We start from the raw sequence: 16366 nt of genomic DNA, 5'->3' as shown, positions 1-16366 counted from the left end.
GATGACGGGGGACTGCTCGGCGCGGCGTGGCGGCAGCGGTTCCGGGCTACGCCCTTCACCGCTGCCGCCACGCCAGTACTCTCATCCTGATTGACGCGCTGCTCTCATCTTGTTTGACGCGCGGCACATTCGGATGCAAGCGGAAGTTGCCACGCCTCACGCCATCAATGAAGGTGTAGTCGTCGACGACGCCATCGTTTCGATATAACGCAAACCATTGGTGGCCCTGCGTTTGCGACAGCCGTAGCACTCGGATTGTCGACGTAGGCCTCTTTGCCGGAGAAAGCCGGGATACTGCCGACGCCTGGACAGAAAAGCATAGACACCGGTCTGTCGTTGAGCACAAAAAAGCAAGCTGCTGGCATGACTGGCCCTCTTTTGTCTTATGAATTTGCGTCATTATATGAGGCGGCGTCGGCGGCGCTCACGGTCCGAGCGAACGTGTTGCAGCGTAAACCGGCACCCCCGTGTGCTGAGGCACATGAGCCTCCACTTGCCCGGTTTCCGACGTCGTCGCGCAGCGCTCCTCCCGGATGCCGCCGTCCGGAAACCCTACGCTCCCCCCACGCACGATCTCGCGTACAACCACTCCCAATAGGCCACGGCGGCTGACACGAGGTTCGCCGCACCTCGCACGAGGATCCGGCGAGTCGCCGAAAAGCCCGCTCAGCGCATCCTGCGTGATGCGCGTCGCAATGGCCTCCTTCCACAGTGCAAGATCGTGATTGACGCCAAGATTGAGCCGATCCGTCGCGCCGTCGTAGTGCGATTGAATATGCACGTTCGCGCTTCGATGAACGGTGTGCCGATCCGGCTGGACGGCCGCCCGGTCCGGATGCTCCATGAAAAACGGCAGCGATTGAATCGGATCCAGCTCGCGTGTGAACTGCAATAAGGTAAAGCCCAGCGCCCCCTTATCAAAGCGTTCGTCCTCCAGGATGCGACGATACGCCTGCGCCGTCCCTTTCACGCCAAGACGCGGGGGATTGAACGAGTAAACACTTACGCGCCCCTGGGTTCCCCTGTCGCGCAGAAACGTCGCGATATCGAAGCCCGCCAAGGCGGCAACCACCCCGCCGAGACTGTGCCCGACGACTGACAGTGATAACATTTTGCCTTCGCTGTTAGCGGCGTCCCCATACTTGGCCAGAATGCCGGCGAGCCGCTCTCCCCCGCGAAGCTTTGTCGCTTCGTCACACCAGCGTTCCTGCCAACCCGCCCCGACGTGCCCCAACGGAGGCAGGCTTTCGTGCAGCGGATTGCAATGTAGCTCAGGGATCTGCCCTTTGAGATCGCACAATAGGTCGGCGCTATCTGTCATCCGTGTGCCCGAGAAGCCCAGCACGAGCGCCGCTGTATGTTCGGCCGGCGGTGCCTCCCAGAGTTTGAGGGCGGGCGTGCATCGATCGGCGCGTAAGTTCAGCTGACCGATCGGCGCAATACGCTGAAAATTTTCTGTATAGGCCTCGCCCGCAAGCGCCCGCATACACTCGAGCAACGCGCGCCGCCCGCCGTCGAGCGAGGCGGGAGACAGGCCATCCGGCCGCTCGATGTGTTCGATGAGTTCGACCAGATCGATCTGCGCGGCATCGATCGTCTTGCCGGTGACGGGGCTTGGGCCGATTCCTTCGGCTCTGGCTTCGGGCGACCGGGAAGCCTCGAAGAACGCACGAATTGCCTCGAGCGATCTTTCTCTTAGCGAATGAACCGATGGAACCGATGGAGCCGATGAAGCCGACCCATCTCGAGCAGGCGCGTGCGCACCGTCCTGCCCATTCGCGCAGGACCGCATGACCGAGCGTTTCGCCGGCAACGACGAACCCATCCGGAATTGTCCCACCCGCGACAGGTGCATCTTCTTATGCGGAAGTTGACCAACAACGTCGCCGGAGCCAGGCATGATCGAGACTCCGGCCACGCAGCCTTGTGTGATCCTCATTGACGGCTCGCGCACAAAGGGTAGACGCGCCCCGGAGTACGGCCCGGTGGCGCGCCGATGCTCATTGCTCAGCGAACGGATCCGGGTATCGGGCCGGATCCCACAAGTGCGCCGCGTATGCGATTTCCGGTTGGCTCAAGTCGGGCACATATTCACCCTCGCGTGGGGGGCTGGAAGCCACCCGGCTCGGGTCTCCCGTCGGCGTCCATGTCGGCTTGTTAAGGCCCAGCGCCGATTTGATGCGCGCCTCAGCAGCCGCGCTCATCCGGCTGGACAGCGAACTGGTTTTGAATCTGCGGCTCGACGACAACGAATCGCTGCGCAGCGACGACGACGTCGATGCTGCCTCCGATTGCTGGCTCCGTCGCCGCTGCTGCATCGCCTGCCACTCGGCGTACACCGCACTCGTGCGGCTGCCCTGGCTCACATCGTCGCGATGCGTGCCGAGGCCGAGGCTCTCGTCCGGGGCACGTCGGCTCGACTGGGAAACCCGCTCGCTGCGAGCGCTGAGCACCGACGCCGTCGATGACGAAGAGCGAACGGTGGCCGCACGCTTCGAGGAAGCCGTGGAGTTCACCGACGCCCGGCTTCGATTGCTGTCGTTCGACGAGGAAGATCCGCGCGACTTCAACGACAGCTTGTCCAACAATTGCGAAATTCCGGTACGGTTCGACTTCGACGACGACGCTTTACTCTTCGAGACAGACGGTGCACTCGAGGATGCTCCGCTCCATTCGCTGCCACCGCCTCGATTGACTCGACTCATTCTGCTTCACTCCATTAGTTAGTGATGCTTATTAAATATTCGATGGAAAGCACCAGACTCCATCGTGCATATTCAAATCAATCGGTAATTTCCGCCGTTCGAACGGACGCACGTGGAGGGCTATAGGCCATGCCAGGCCGCATTCCCCGAACCGTTTTGCAATTGCGCAAGTGCGGACGCGAGCATCGGCTGCGGCAAGCTATTCAGATAGTCCGCGAGCGCACTCGCTTGCTGCGGTGGCAGTTGCGCCCATTCCGCACGAAGTGCCGCGAGCACGTCCGGCCGCGACACAGCCGCAGCCGCAGCCGGAGCAGGAGCCGCAGGCGCCAGCGCCGGCAAGGGTCCAATAGGACCGCCGAGGGGCCGCTGCAGACTGAAGAGGTTGGCGCTCGCCGCTTCCCAGGGATCCCGCTCCGGCACCGGCTCGGGCTCCGGCGGCAACACCGCCGGCCCGTGACGGTTGGCATAGAGATCGGCTAGCGGCTCCACCCAGGCATCGAGGCGGCGCGCGCCCCAGTCCGACGCTACGGCATCATCCGCATCGTCGGGCTGCCCCACGCGCTCGATTCCTTCGATTTCGCCCGGCTCGGCGTGATCGCGCACGAAGCTGTGCATCGAAGCGTCGCTTACCATCGACTCATCGTCCTCGAGCATCGGACGGGGAAGCGGCCGCTGCCGCGCCGCGAACCGGGGCCCCTCCGGCTCGACGCCGCGCCGGGACAGCATGCGGCCTTCTCTCAGCAAACCCTGCAGAATGCGCGTTTCCCGGATCGTCACCTTCACGTTTGCCGCCTCGTTCTCCAGGCGATCCTCACGCCGGCCTCCGAAGAGGCGCTTGCGCTGGCGGAAGCTGCCGAACGCTATGGGCAGCGTCTCCATCGGATTGCCGGAGACGTCCAACTTCAGTTTCCCAGCAGGCTCTGCGCAGTTGGCGGGAAGCTGCTGAAGCTTATTGTCCGAGAGGTCCACATCCTCGAGCAGGCTAAACAGCCGTTGCCAAGTGCCCGGGATATCCCACAGCTGGTTTTCCGCGAGATCGAGTTTTCGCAGGTTCTTGAGCGTGCCCATTTGCGCCGGAAGCAGCTTCAACTTATTGGAGCGGGCCGAAAACGTCTTTAGGCTCGTGAGTCGATCGAACTTGGAAGGCAGCGATTCCAGCTCGTTCGAATCGACGTTCAAGTACTGCAACGATGTGAGCCTGCCAATATCGCTCGGCAGCTCGGTCATCTGGTTGTCCCGTGCGTCGAGCGTGTGCAGGCCCACGAGACGACAAACGGCCGCCGGAAGATGGTCCAGCTTGTTTTTGCCGATGTAGAGCGTTCGCAGGCGGCCGAACTGCCGCAGCTTCGCCGGAATCCGGCCCAGAGCGAGCCCGCTCAGGTCGAGCTTGCTCGATCGCTCCAGCTCGGCATATTCCATCCGCTGCGCAGCCTGAGCGCGGTGTCCGTCGGGGCCGTCGCGCTCGAGCCAGCGTTCGAAATCCTGTTTGACCAGCTCGTCGAACGGGATGTCCTTGGCTGCTGCCGCGGCGCTCGGCTCGGGAGCGTCAGCACCACCGGCGCGTTTGGAAGCGACCTTTTCTTGCGGCGGCTTTTCAGCGTCGCGAATACGCAGATCCCGAAGTGCCTGCAATTCGCCGCCCGCTGGCGCGAACCGCGGCCTCCTGCCCTCGTCGGCAACCCTCGGCGCACCGCCACTCGCCTGCCCGGCTTTGCCGTCGGTGCCCAGGAGACGCGCGTAGGCCCTTGCGAATTCTTGGGAATTGAATGGGTCGACGTGCTTTAAAGGATCCATGCGATAGTCCTGCGTTGCAAAAGTGGGGTCCGCTCTCATTGCCCATATTCGTCGCAGCATGCGTCGCGCATGCCATGGACGTCAGGCTGCGGCGTCACGCGCAGGACATCGGTCATGGCCATCCCTTCCCCGCGCTAGCGAGCACGGCGAAGAATGGTTTCTGTTGCGGCGAAATGAGAAATGGCGTTCCTGTCACGGACCGCACCCATATCTTGCGTCTTGCGCCTGCGATCGAACTCGCCAGAAAACGAAAAAACGGCGAAAAGAGTGAAACGGTCCCACCGCATTCAACGCGACAGCCGTGCCACGGCACGCGCACCCACGCTATCATCGCGAGGTTTCTCCACTATGCTGCCGCTCCGTCCGCGCCGACGAATCAATGAAAACCACGAGGGTTGGCCATCTGCTCTCCAGCGACGCGCTGGCATCGAAGCCGGCGCTCGAGCAAGGACAGCCATCGATCCGCCGCAGCGGGCGCCCGGAAGGCCTCTTGAATGGCCTGCCTGGCACGCGTCCCGGCACCGCGCACACAGCTGAGCCTGCCGCAAGCCCGGTGCGGCGCGTCATTACGCTGGGCGGCCAGCGGCCCGCGGCGGGCTCCGTTCAAGCGCGCCATAGCCCCGGTCCCGGGAATGGCGAGCCTCTATCGCGCCCATCGGACGCCGAGCAGGGGGTCAGGCGCGGGCCAAGGCTCGGCCCGAAGCGGGATGGCGATAAAGAGGTTCCTTCGCTATCGGCCCGCGCGGCAATATCGGATGGCATCTCGGCCGCAGGGCAAACAGCGAGCAGTCCGCTCACCGCGCCGACCCTGCGGCGGCGCATCGCGGCCGGCAATCAGCCTGCTGCGCTGATCGGAGCCGATACCCGCTCCAATGCTGCGGTCATCGCGCAGTACCAGGCCGGGAAGAAAGGAGCGGAGGAAGTCCTGAAGGTAACGGCCTCGCTGCTGAAAATGGGCGGCGACTTCGCGACCTCGTCGAGGCTGCTCCAGGCTGTGAAAGATGCGGGCGTTCGTCCGAGCGTCGTGACGTACAACGCTGCGATGTCGGCATACGATAAGGCAGGCAGGCCCGAGGAGGCACTGAAACTGTTCGCGGAGTTGAGCGATCTGGCAAAGCACGATCCGTCGATGCTGCCAACCGTCGTCACTTACAACACCGCCATTGCCGCATGCGCAAGCGCCGGCCAGACCGACACGGCGCTCTTGCTGCTTGGCGAACTGAAAGAACTTGCACGCCACGCGCCTTCGATGCGCCCGACCGTCATTACCTATACGTCGGCGATCTCCGCGTGCGGAAAAGCCAATCGGTTCGCTGAAGCGATGGCTTTGATGACCGAGTTGAAACAACAGGCCATCGGCGATCCGACGATGCGCCCGAACCGCATCACGTATAACGTGGCGATTTCCGCCTGTGCGAAAGCCGGCCAAGCGCGCGATGCGCTCGAGTTGCTGGGCGAACTCAAGCGTTTATCGACGGGCGATCCATCGATGCGGCCGGATACGATCACGTACAACGCAGTGATTTCCGCGTGCGGCAAGGGTGGGCTACCCCACGAGGCGCTGGCTTTGCTGGGGGAACTCAAAGGCATCGGCGAACGCGATCCGTCGCGTGGCCCGACGCTCGTGACTTACAACACGGCCATTGCAGCGTGCGAAAACGCCGGCTGGGCCGATCGTGCGCTCGCATTGTTCGCCGAACTCAAAGCACGGGGCCTCGCGCCCGATGTCGTGACCTATGGCGCGGCCATCGCCGCGTGCGAAGCCGGTGGACTAGCGGATGAGGCGATTCGGCTCTTTCATGAATTGAAAGACCTGGCCCGGCACGCGCCTTCGATGCGGCCTACAGTCGTGACTTACAGTTCGGCGATCACCGCCTATGCCAAGGCACGGCGCGCGGGCGATGCCGTCGCGTTGCTCGATGAAATGGAAGAGCGCGCGCAGCGCGAACCCGCAGTGCGCCCCACCATCGGGACCTACAGCGCCGTGATTGCCGCGCTGGCGGCAAGCGATCGGGTGGATGACGCGCTGGCGCTGTTCGACCGGTTAAAGATGCGCGCACAAAACGACGCTGCCATGCGCCCGGACCTCGCGATCTACAGCGCGACGATATCGGCATGCGGAAAAGCGGGCCGCGTCGACGACGCACTGCGCCTATTGAACGAAATCAAAGAGGCGGCCAAGCGCGATGCATCGCTGCGTCCCGACCTCGGCGTGTACAACGCAGCCATCATCGCATGCGGCAAGGCCGGCCGGCTCGATAGCGCCGGCATCCTGTTCGAGGAATTGGACGATCTCGCCAGGCAAGGCCTCGCACAGCATCCCGATCTCGTCAGCTACAGCGCGATGATTTCCGCATCGACGAGCGCGAACCGTCAGGCGATGGCTCGTGCCTTCATCGAGCGAGCCATCGCGGCAGCCGTGTTTCATCGTCATTTGGGATACGTTGCGTCGTCGAACACGATCGATTTCCACGCGCATCGTGTCTTCGTGAATCCCCCTCCCTCCGAACGGCCCAAAGGCATTTCGGCCGGGTTGGCCGTCTCGCTGCTCCGATATCACCTTGCGGCAGGACATTCGAATACGGCGACCCAATACATCGTGGGCCACCACGGCAGCGACGCGGTGAAAAGCGCGGTGCTCCAGGAACTGAACCGCGTCGTTCCAGGCGCCTATCGCATTGCGCCGACCAATCCCGGCCTCTTGGTGCCAATGCCGTCGGTGCAACGCGAATCGCGAGCAGAGAATCGGCGGGCAGTCGATGTCTCGTGACGCAGGCGCGCGCTGGTGCACTGCGGCCTTGAATGGCATCCCACCAACGCGGGACGCCATCAACTTCATTCACCGTTGATCTTTCGCATGATTGCTTCGAGCATATCGAGGATACCCGGCTCTTCGGCTTGCGCCGAGCCTTGGGAGTCGGGCATCGGCGCGCTGGTCCATGCGTGTGCCGGCTGGCTTTGCAGATCGGCATGGAAGCCCGGCGCTGAGGTCTCCCCATAAAAGCCTGGCGTTGACGTTTCACCCTCGGCAACCTCGTCGTCGGACGCTTTCGGGGCGGCCACCCACTGCGGAGGCGCCCATTGATCGGCACCGCCCTGCGAAGCATCCGGCCGGCTGTTGCGTGTGCGCACGAACGGTCGCGAAGGTCGTGACCATGACAGCTCTGCGCTGGCCCAGGATGGCGGCGTCTCCCGTTCGTGTGAACGCGAGGACGAGGGCCGAGGGCCCGGGGCCACAGGCGGTGTGACGGGCGGCGGCATGTTTTGCGTCGACGTCTCTGGCACCACTGACGGCGGTACATGTTGAGCCGTTTGCGCAGGCTCAGGCACCGGCGGCACCGAAGATGAAGTTGACGCAACCGGAGGTTCGGTGAACTGACGCGGCACTGGGAAGACGAACGATGGCCCCGTCTGTGCGGCGAACGGCGCATGCGTCGCTGCGCCGAACAGCGGTGCACCGCCCATTGCGGAAGTGGCGGCGGGCGGCACCGTCGCGCCTGCGGCTTGCACCCGCGCGCTCTGCATCTGCGCGAGCGTGACCTCCAACACATCGGGTGGGACGCTCTTCAAGTAAGTTAGGACCGCCATACGCTCGGTCTCGGGCAGTGTCAGCAATGCTGCAGTCAGCTCGCTTCTCAGATCGGCAGTGGCGCCCGTGGGAATGTGTGGCTTATGCTGATCGAAGGCCGACTGGTGCAGGCCCGCATAATGAGGAATCGCACGCTCGTTGCGCGCGAACGGCGGTGGCGCCTCGAACCGGATATTCCCCCCGCCGGCCGCATTCAGAGGTTTCCCTGGTCGAAACCCGGTCCATTCGTGTCGCTCGCTCATGGGCTGCAGTTCAGGCGAGCGCGGGCGACCGAACGCTTGGCCGTCTTCGCCGTGCTGGCGGACATAATCGCCGAACGAGTCGTGCGTCGCGTGCGTATCGTGGGAACGGGGCGAATCGAGCGAATCGACGGAATGGAGCGATTCGTCGTCGCTCTGGCCGTCGAGCAGCGGCTCGGGCGCGTGCCTCGAGGCCGCCGCGCGGCGGAATATGCCGCGCCCTTGTCCGAGACGCCCCGCCAGCCCCTTGGGGAGTTCGGTACGGGCCGAATGTACAACGACATTGCCCGCGGCGTTGACGAGGAGGTCATTGCTGAACGGTTTGTATTTGAAACTGCCGTAACTCTTCGGCAGATCGGCGATCGGGTTGTTCGACAGATTCAGCTCGAGCCCCTTCGAACGGACACTGCTCCATTCTCCGGCGTTTTCATCCCCCTCCGATGCGGGCAGCGCCCGCAGCTCGTTGTCCGAGACATCGAGACGCCGTAACCGCTTCAACAGCTCGCTCCACTCGGGCGGCAGCTGCCATATCTGGTTACTCTTGAGATTGACGGTTCGTAGCTGCATCAGCGTAGCCATCGATTTCGGTACCCCTGACAACTTGTTGGCCTCCGCCGAAATGTGCCTGAGCTGCGTGGCGTTCCTCAATTCGTCCGGGAGCCTTTCCAGTTTGTTGTGATCCACCATGAGACGGATGAGATTCACCAGATTGCCTATCGATGCGGGCAGTTTGCTCAACTGGTTATGGCTCAGATCGAGTTCTTGCAGGCGCCCGAGTGCACCGATTTGCGTAGGGAGCACAGTGAGTGAAAGGTGCGGCAGCATCAGTACCTCTTTGCCTTCGGCCGCGGCTTTTTTGATACTGACGGCCGCTTTAGCGCGCTGTTCGTCACCCGCCGCGTCTTCCGCCACCCAACCGCCGAGCCCTTTCGTGAAGCCGAGACGCGCGCGAGGGCTCAATGCGTCGAGTGGGCCGCTGTCACGCCGTTGCGATCGCGAAGTGCCGGCGCCGCGTGCATCCCCCCCCGCCCCCGCGCGGTCGCGTTGGCGTGGCAGGCTCGGCAAGCGGTCGCACATGTCCGCGCCGCACAGGAAGGGGAGTTTGATGTTCTTCATTGCTTGTTTCCATGAGAGATGTGCGGTTCAAAAGCCATGCGCCGAGATCCATGACGCTTTCGCTGCGCTCGTGTGCTCCTGCAGGAATTTCTGCCAGAACTCCAATCCGTTCACATGGGTTTCGACCTCAGCGCCGTCGTCCGCCTCTTCGCGTTCGCGCACTTCCCTCATGATCTCGGCTCGGAAAAAGTCGTACTGGTCAGGAGGTACGATGCTCGCGAACGTGCTCCGAAAATCGGGATCCCGGTCCAACTCGTCGCGCATATCGTCAAAGCCGAGAATCTGCAACTCCGAAGGACGACAGACCAGCGCCTCGAACAACATCGCGATCGCCAATGGATCTTCGGAAAGCTTGAGGCCGCCTCGGCTCTTCTCGTTCTTTTCCTTGTTCTCCTCCGCAACGTCGCCCGCCAGTTCACAGATGACGCGCTGACGAAACATCATTCGACCCAGTGTCCACAGATCCCGCTTGGGATCGCCTTTCCTGGCCTCTTGTACACGTTGCTCGAGTTGCGCATCTTGTAGATAGATGCGCGTCTTGTGCACTTCGGCGATGGCGTCGTACTTCGCCTTTTGAAGACGCCGGATGGCTCGCATATCGATGTTGCGCTGCGCCGCGTCCGTGTATGACGGCGTCGAGTAGTCGAATAGCGTCTGGCGAATGGGCGCCGTATGCAGCGGTGCGGCGTGAGCCATCGGCCGCGGCTGTCCGCCTTGCGACAGCCCCAATCGTTGCAATAGCTCGACGAGCGCAGGATCCCCGGCGCCCTGGAGCGGCATTGCCTGCCCGTAAAGCGGCGGCTGTGTCATGTACGGCTGAGCCAACGGCACTTGCGTCGCATGGGGTCGCGGGGCATGGAGGCCCATCGGCTGCGGCTGCGGTTGCGGGTATCCGTGCGGCATGCCCGGCGGCATCGAAGACGGTACCGGTAGAGGACCGCCGGCTGCCGCGCCGTTCGCAGCGAGGGAGCGCAACAGCTCGTTGAGCACGCCCTGACCGTTGCCGCCTGCCATGTTTTGCGCGGCCAGCACCTCGGGCATTACCCGAGCCGTCGCGGCGATCGAACGTTCCTCGAAGTCATCGGCCCGGGAATCGATGCCGTCCTCATCGTCGTAATAGGAGGATTCTTGGACAGACGCCTTCATGCCGCGGCTGGGCGGCTGATAAAGCTCCCGATACTGCACCGGCGGAACGGTCTGGAGCCGCGTCAGGCGGCCATCCTTCGGCAGCTCTACCGGTAGCGGCGTATTTGCGATCCGAATTTCGAGCTTCGACCAACTGGGCGCCTCGTTCGCGAACTTCTTGATCGTCAATTCGCTGGTGGACGCGTATTTGAATCCGCCAAACGCCTCCGGCAGGAACGTCAGCGGGTTGCCCGACACGTCGAATTCCTTCAGGTTCGGCAACTCGCCGATCGATTCCGGGATCGCCCGCCGAGTCGTCCCGGCCGTTGGGCCGATCCTATCGGCCAACGCGTTGTCGTTCACACGTAGCTTGTTGAGTTTGGTGAGCGCGCCAATCTCCTTAGGCAATCTCTCAAAATGGTTGCACGAAAGATCGAGTTCCTCGAGGTTCGAACAGGCCTTGATCTCGGTCGGTAGCTTCTTCAGCAGGTTTCCGCTGAGCGACAGTTTCGTGAGTTTGGTAAGGTTGCCGATCGTTGTCGGCACAACTTTGAGCGCGTTATCCCCTGCCCTGAGGGTCGTGAGCGCGGTCAAATTGCCGATGGATTCTGGCAGCGTGGGCAGGCCGTTGCGAGAAATGTCCAGCTTGCGCAACCCGGTCATCGCACCGATCCCCGGCGTGAGCGTGCCCAATTGGTTCTTCGAAATGTCCAGAAACTGGAGCTTCCTGAACGTCAGTATCCGGCGCGGGACGTCGTTCAGGTTATTGCCCCGCATCTTGATCTGGACCGAGCCGTCGGCATGCGCCAATAGATTGGCCGGTATGTCGGTCAACCCCAGGTTCTCCAGATCGACCTTGCCGCCGCGCTTGGCGTCCGCCAGCCGGTCGGCTGCGATCGTCCGGCATTCGTTGGCCTGCCTGCGGTTGTCGTTGATCCATTTCAACGTTTCCGGTTCGTGCTCGCGCTTGCGGCTCGCTCCGGATGTCGTCGGTTCGTCGTTCGATGACGATCCGGCAAACCCGGTCGGCATCGGAATGCCCGATACGATTTTTCTGAACATGGTTTTCTCTCATCGAATGGCTTGATGTGTGCGGCACGGCGCCCGGTTCGCTTCGGCACGTCGCCGTATCAGCGCCGTCCTCGATAGCGATCGTCCAGCACGGCCCATTGGTCGGCCGCGATCTCAGGTCCGGTCGATGGACCGCGTGCAACGGATGCCTCGCGTCCAAGGCGCGCGATGACTTCGGAATCGGTCGAACGGAACGACCCCGACGAGACGGACGGCAGCGCATTTTCACGCTCGCGCCGGGCAGCCAGAACCTCCTGCCGGCGATCCTGATAAGCGATTTCGCTCTCCAGCCGCGACGCGACGTCGTAGGCTCTTTCGGAGAACACCTGCGGCCGCCGCCTATTGGCTTCGCCCAGTCTGCGCAACGAGCCCTCGAATCGCTCCGCGAGTCTGCGCTCCATGAGCGTCCGGGAAAGCGAACTTGCCCGGGAACCCGACCGAGTGGAGCGCGTCGGGCGGGGCCACGGCGCGCTCGCTGTGCCCGATGCGGTCGATGTCGTCTCCGCGACTGGAGTAGGCTCGGCATGCGACGAGGATTGCCGCGAGATGCTGGAGCGCGTTTCGCGGGATGAGATGGAAGCGGCCTCCAGCCGCGCAACGAGGTCGTCGGCGAGGCGTGCCCGCTGAAACGCGCGCCACCTGTTTCCGGAGGTGGAGGACGATCCGGACGTTGAAGCGGATCGGTTGCTGCCGGCGGAATTGCCGTCGGATCCCCCGACAGAACGGCGAGTCGTCTCTTTCGAGCGCGACGTGCGCGCCGACTTTTCCGATCGCCTCGAGTCGGTTGACGGGGCTTGTGAGAACTGTGACCTCACGCTATGGTAGGTCGACGCCGACGATGTCGACGCCGCGGGCTCCTCCTCCAGGGAGGGCATTCCCTCTTCGCGTTGAACCTCTTCGTATTCATCCTTATCCACCCCCCACACTGTGCTGCCATCGTCCCGGTATGTCGCCGTTCGATCCGATTGCAATGACGCATAGGTCTGCGCGTCGTCCGCAAACAGGTAATCGAAGATCGGGTTTTCGTCTCGGCCTCTCTCGGGCGACGGATCTCGCTCGGCGCGGGATCGCCGTGACCATTGAAAAAACGAGAGTGGCCCACTCGATTCACTTCCGGCGCTCCTCGTACTGCTTGTCGTGGAACTCGAACCTCGATCGCTTTGGCTCCAGTTTTCGGCGTCGAACTGCGCATAAGCGCTATTGCCATCGATTCTGCTCGTCATTGCTTTTCCTTGATTTAAACGGTTGAATTCAGCCACTCACCGCAAACGCGCGATCATCGGCCGCGCGGCCAGCGAGCGAATGTCAGCGGCGCATGCTCGATCGTATCGGCGACTGAGGCCGCCTCCTGTACCTCAGGATTCAAACGGTCGTGTTCCGCGGCCAACGAATCGACATCGCGCACGAATCGATCGCGCGCTTCGCCGTCGGTACGCAAGAAGCGTGAGATCTGGGGCCAACGCATCGCGTTGAGCTCGGAAACCATATCGGAAGAGCGCTGCGATACTGCCTCGTAGCGGCTCAACGTCTCTTGAGGCAGATAGCGCGCCATATTGCTGCTGCGCATGGAACGCGTGCTGCGGGCGATATCGTGAACTCGCATCAGCGCGTCCGCGGCCTGCTGCCCGGTACTGGTGCGGCCTCCCGAGCTCGCCAGCGACGGGGGCCGGCCCGTTCCACTTACGTCATCCCGATGCGTGCCCAGGCCGAGGCTCGAGGGGTTGCTCGTCGCACTCGCGTAGCTGGACGCGTTGGATCGGGCGCTCGCTTGGCTCGATGCATTCGATCTGGCGCTTGCGTAGCTTCGGTTACTGAGTGCCGACGCCGCCGTTCCGGAAGACCCGCGCGTCGACGAGCGGACCGATGGTGGCGGGTTGGGCGTCACCGTCCAACTTCTGTTGCTTCTGTTGCTTCTGTTGCTTCTGTTCGATGCGTTCGACCCCTGTGAGAGATTGTCCAAGACATCGGATATCCCACTGCTTCGGCTGCTCGTCGATCGCGCCACACTGCGAGAGACGGATGGCGCCTCCGATTGGCTGGAAGACGTCGAACCCGATTCAAGGCCCCCATTTCGGTTGATGCGGCTCATTCTTCGTTAGCTCCTTTTACTTAGTAGTACTAAATCTATCGTCAACGACGAACACAAGGCTTCGCGGAGATGGTGAGTCAGGAAGGCGCCTTGAATTGAACGATTCGGGCAAGCGCGCGGGAAAACGATGCGGGCAGGGTCGCGCAGCCGGAAGCCTTACGGTCCGTGCGCATTGAGCAGAGGAGGCGAGGATACGCCGCTGTGAACGTTGCGGCGTCGAAATTGCCGAGTTGCTTCAAAAGATCCATGCGATAGGCCTGCGTTGGAGAATGTCGTCCGCTCACATTGCCCATATTCGTCGCAGCATGCGTCACGCATGCCATGGACGTCAGGCTGCGGCGACACGCGCAGGACATCGGTCATGGCCATCCCTTCGCCGCGCTAGAGAGCACGGCGAACGGTGGTTTCAGTTGCGGCGAAAATGAGAAATGGCGTTCCTATCAGGAAACGCCCGGGTATCGTGCGCCGTTTTAAGCCCGGGCGATGCGTCGCAAGATGAAAATCCGGGGAACAGAGCGAAACAAAGCTGGTCGACTACGAGCCAACCGACAAAGGAGAACTCGACCGCATCGTGATTGCCAACGCGGCCCGCCGCCGCTTGGAAGACGACGTTCGAGTCGCTGAACGACGCAAGCACGGAAGAACGTCTCACGCGGGGGCGGCCCTGAGCGGACGCGTAGGGTGCGCCAGCAGCAACTGCCGCACGTTGCCGCAGCTGTCTACCACAACGGTTTCGCAAGAAATGCCCCTGCTTCGCAGTTGCCCTGTCAGCTCATCGCCAGCAATGGCACCATGCGTCTACCGAAACATCAGCGAGGGCACTTATCATGTCCATGTCCACCCCTCCGGTTGGCCCGCAGCCGGCCAATAACAACGGTAATACCGACGACCCGGAGCAGACCACCGAAGAGCAGAAAGGCACACCTGCCGCGGCGCCGGAGGCGCCCGTCACAATAGCCGGCCTTCCAAAGCGCACCCCGTTCGCTACCGGAGCACAAGATCGTCGCCGGCGCGACCCATTCAGATCAGAGTCCCCACGCCGTGAAGATGGCCCGAAGCCATCGCTGAATCTGAACGCGCTCTTCAAGCGTACACCGCCCGAATCACCGGACGAAGACGCAACGCCATCCGATCCAGCGCAAACCTAACGGGAACCGGACAACTCGCGCCTACCGCAACCCACCCGCGGCCACGAGTTGTTCGCCCGTCATCCACCGCGAATCGTCGGACGCGAGAAACACCGCAACGCGACCGATGTCGTCGGGCTGCCCCGTGCGCCCCAGCGGTGTCTGGCTGATCGCCTGAGCTTCCATGTCGGAGCCGATGACACCCGCACTGTGCGTACCTTCCGTCACGACGACACCCGGATTGATCGAATTGACGCGGATGTTCCGCGGCCCGAGTTCGCGCGCGAGCACACCGGTGATCGCATCGACCGCCCCCTTCGTCCCGCTGTAGGCCGCAGTGGCCGGCGGAACGATGCGCGTGACGACGGAACTGACATTGATGATGCTGCCGCCCTCGCCGAGATGCTTGGCCGCGGCTTGCGTCGTCAGCAGCAATCCGAGCACGTTGACGTTGAATTGCTTATGGAAACTTCGTGGCTTCGTCATGCCAGCGCTCCTTCCACCCGGCCCCGACCTGCCCCAACGGAGACAGGCTGTCGTGCAGCGGATTGCCTTGTGGTTCGGGAATCTGCCCTCTGAGATCGCACGACAGGTCGGCGCCATCTGTCATCCGTATGCCCGCAAAGCCAAGCACCAGCATCGATGTGCTCCTGCCAGGCCGGCCTTCCCAGACTTTGAGAGGGGCGTGCATCGATCGGCGCACAACTTCAGCCGACCGATCGGTGCAACACCCGGGAAATCTTCCCTATACGCCTCACCGGCAATCGCCCGCATTTGAGCAACTCACGCCGCCTGCCGTCGAGCAAGGTAGGCGACAAGCCATCCGGCCGCTCGATTTGTTCGATGAACTCGACCAGATCGATCTAGCCGGCATTGATCGTCTTTCGGGCAGCGATGCATCGGGTCGATGCCTTCGGCGTTAGCCTCGGGCGGCTGCGACGCATTGCGTCGCTCTGCCCGTTCGCGCAAAACCGCATCGCCGAGTTCTTCGCCGGCAACGACGAACTCATCGGGAATTTTCGTGAACGCGACAGGCGCACCTTTTTATGCCGGAGTTGCACCACCACTTCGCCGCACTCGGGCATGCTCGAGACGTGGGCCACGGTTGTTTCGGTGAACCTCATGTGATAACTCGCCAGAAGCGCCGCGCGCTCTCCAGCTATGTTCGATCACGACACCGACCGAATTACTCGAATTGCCGAGCATGCGAGATTGCAGATCGCACTGAAGTGGCATGTTTAAAAAAATTCACCGGCAACTAAAGTGTTTGATTCTCACTTCATTGCATCACTGCATTGATAGCATTGGTGTCTGAGCTGCCGGACCACGCAGACAAATCCGCAAACCGCCTTTCGCGACCTGGACAGAGACCGGCCTCGGCAAATTCGCCTCTTTTGAATTCCGAGTGGGTGATGTTAGCGGGTCAAGGGCGGGCGTAAGCCCGGCGCAGCGAACCCTTGAGGCGCTCTGAATCGACAAGCTGAGGTATGGCTGGTTGCGGCAGAATGCGG

The 16366-nt window shown here is 62.5% G+C and carries 10 protein-coding genes and 1 pseudogene; 2 read left to right on the top strand and 9 right to left on the bottom strand.

Annotated features, from left to right (window positions below; translation table 11 throughout):
• Positions 1 to 55 precede the first annotated feature (55 nt).
• On the bottom strand, positions 56 to 400 hold the full coding sequence (locus GWC77_RS24680) for a tlde1 domain-containing protein (RefSeq protein WP_254367149.1): 345 nt from the start codon (positions 398 to 400) through the stop codon (positions 56 to 58).
• 24 nt (positions 401 to 424) lie between these two features.
• Positions 425 to 1939: a XopAP family type III secretion system effector gene (xopAP, locus tag GWC77_RS24675; protein WP_173261251.1), complete on the bottom strand. Its 1515-nt coding sequence runs from the start codon at positions 1937 to 1939 to the stop codon at positions 425 to 427.
• A gap of 239 nt (positions 1940 to 2178) precedes the next feature.
• Between xopAP and GWC77_RS24670 the strand changes: the two genes are divergently transcribed.
• Positions 2179 to 2727 carry a hypothetical protein gene (locus GWC77_RS24670; RefSeq protein ID WP_173261249.1) on the top strand — a complete coding sequence of 183 codons (549 nt, stop codon included), beginning with the start codon at positions 2179 to 2181 and terminating at the stop codon, positions 2725 to 2727.
• 98 nt (positions 2728 to 2825) lie between these two features.
• Here GWC77_RS24670 and GWC77_RS24665 read toward each other — a convergent pair whose 3' ends face one another.
• Complete coding sequence (locus tag GWC77_RS24665) at positions 2826 to 4499, bottom strand: leucine-rich repeat domain-containing protein (protein WP_173261247.1); 1674 nt, start codon at positions 4497 to 4499, stop codon at positions 2826 to 2828.
• Between the two features lie 379 nt (positions 4500 to 4878).
• On the opposite strand from GWC77_RS24665, the gene GWC77_RS24660 reads away from it, so the two are divergent.
• Positions 4879 to 7269 (top strand): hypothetical protein, encoded by a 2391-nt coding sequence (locus GWC77_RS24660; RefSeq protein WP_173261245.1) that lies wholly within the window; start codon positions 4879 to 4881, stop codon positions 7267 to 7269.
• Positions 7270 to 7334: 65 nt separating this feature from the next.
• On the opposite strand, the gene GWC77_RS24655 is transcribed toward GWC77_RS24660, so the two are convergent.
• The 6 genes and pseudogenes from GWC77_RS24655 to GWC77_RS24630 all read right to left on the bottom strand — a co-directional run bounded on the left by GWC77_RS24655 (position 7335) and on the right by GWC77_RS24630 (position 15495).
• Positions 7335 to 9443, bottom strand: a complete 2109-nt coding sequence (locus GWC77_RS24655; protein WP_173261243.1) for a leucine-rich repeat domain-containing protein — start codon at positions 9441 to 9443, stop codon at positions 7335 to 7337.
• 27 nt (positions 9444 to 9470) lie between these two features.
• Positions 9471 to 11630: a hypothetical protein gene (locus GWC77_RS24650; protein WP_173261241.1), complete on the bottom strand. Its 2160-nt coding sequence runs from the start codon at positions 11628 to 11630 to the stop codon at positions 9471 to 9473.
• Positions 11631 to 11698: 68 nt separating this feature from the next.
• Positions 11699 to 12040, bottom strand: coding sequence for a hypothetical protein (locus GWC77_RS24645; protein WP_173261239.1), 342 nt, complete (start codon positions 12038 to 12040; stop codon positions 11699 to 11701).
• An 875-nt stretch (positions 12041 to 12915) separates the two neighbouring features.
• Entirely contained in the window at positions 12916 to 13242 is a 327-nt protein-coding gene (locus GWC77_RS24640; protein ID WP_173261238.1) for a hypothetical protein, read from the bottom strand.
• Positions 13243 to 14897: 1655 nt separating this feature from the next.
• Positions 14898 to 15323 (bottom strand): annotated as a pseudogene (locus GWC77_RS24635) (SDR family NAD(P)-dependent oxidoreductase); the annotation flags it as partial.
• A complete protein-coding gene (locus tag GWC77_RS24630) occupies positions 15316 to 15495 on the bottom strand; it encodes a hypothetical protein (protein WP_173261236.1) in 180 nt (59 codons plus the stop codon). The pseudogene GWC77_RS24635 and the gene GWC77_RS24630, both read right to left, overlap by 8 nt.
• Between the last annotated feature and the right edge of the window lie 871 nt (positions 15496 to 16366).

This window comes from Paraburkholderia sp. NMBU_R16 (assembly GCF_013282575.1).
In the GTDB taxonomy this organism is placed as follows: domain Bacteria; phylum Pseudomonadota; class Gammaproteobacteria; order Burkholderiales; family Burkholderiaceae; genus Trinickia.
The sequence above is the reverse complement of the archived record's forward strand: the minus strand, read 5'-3'. Positions and strand labels throughout refer to the sequence as shown.

Bases quoted from the DNA above. Each gene is read 5' to 3' on its own strand.
- GWC77_RS24680 (WP_254367149.1), bottom strand. From the start codon at position 400: ATGACGCAAATTCATAAGACAAAAGAGGGCCAGTCATGCCAGCAGCTT.
- xopAP (WP_173261251.1), bottom strand. From the start codon at position 1,939: ATGAGGATCACACAAGGCTGCGTGGCCGGAGTCTCGATCATGCCTGGC.
- GWC77_RS24670 (WP_173261249.1), top strand. From the start codon at position 2,179: ATGCGCGCCTCAGCAGCCGCGCTCATCCGGCTGGACAGCGAACTGGTT.
- GWC77_RS24665 (WP_173261247.1), bottom strand. From the start codon at position 4,499: ATGGATCCTTTAAAGCACGTCGACCCATTCAATTCCCAAGAATTCGCA.
- GWC77_RS24660 (WP_173261245.1), top strand. From the start codon at position 4,879: ATGAAAACCACGAGGGTTGGCCATCTGCTCTCCAGCGACGCGCTGGCA.
- GWC77_RS24655 (WP_173261243.1), bottom strand. From the start codon at position 9,443: ATGAAGAACATCAAACTCCCCTTCCTGTGCGGCGCGGACATGTGCGAC.
- GWC77_RS24650 (WP_173261241.1), bottom strand. From the start codon at position 11,630: ATGTTCAGAAAAATCGTATCGGGCATTCCGATGCCGACCGGGTTTGCC.
- GWC77_RS24645 (WP_173261239.1), bottom strand. From the start codon at position 12,040: ATGGAGCGCAGACTCGCGGAGCGATTCGAGGGCTCGTTGCGCAGACTG.
- GWC77_RS24640 (WP_173261238.1), bottom strand. From the start codon at position 13,242: ATGCGAGTTCACGATATCGCCCGCAGCACGCGTTCCATGCGCAGCAGC.
- GWC77_RS24630 (WP_173261236.1), bottom strand. From the start codon at position 15,495: ATGCTGGTGCTTGGCTTTGCGGGCATACGGATGACAGATGGCGCCGAC.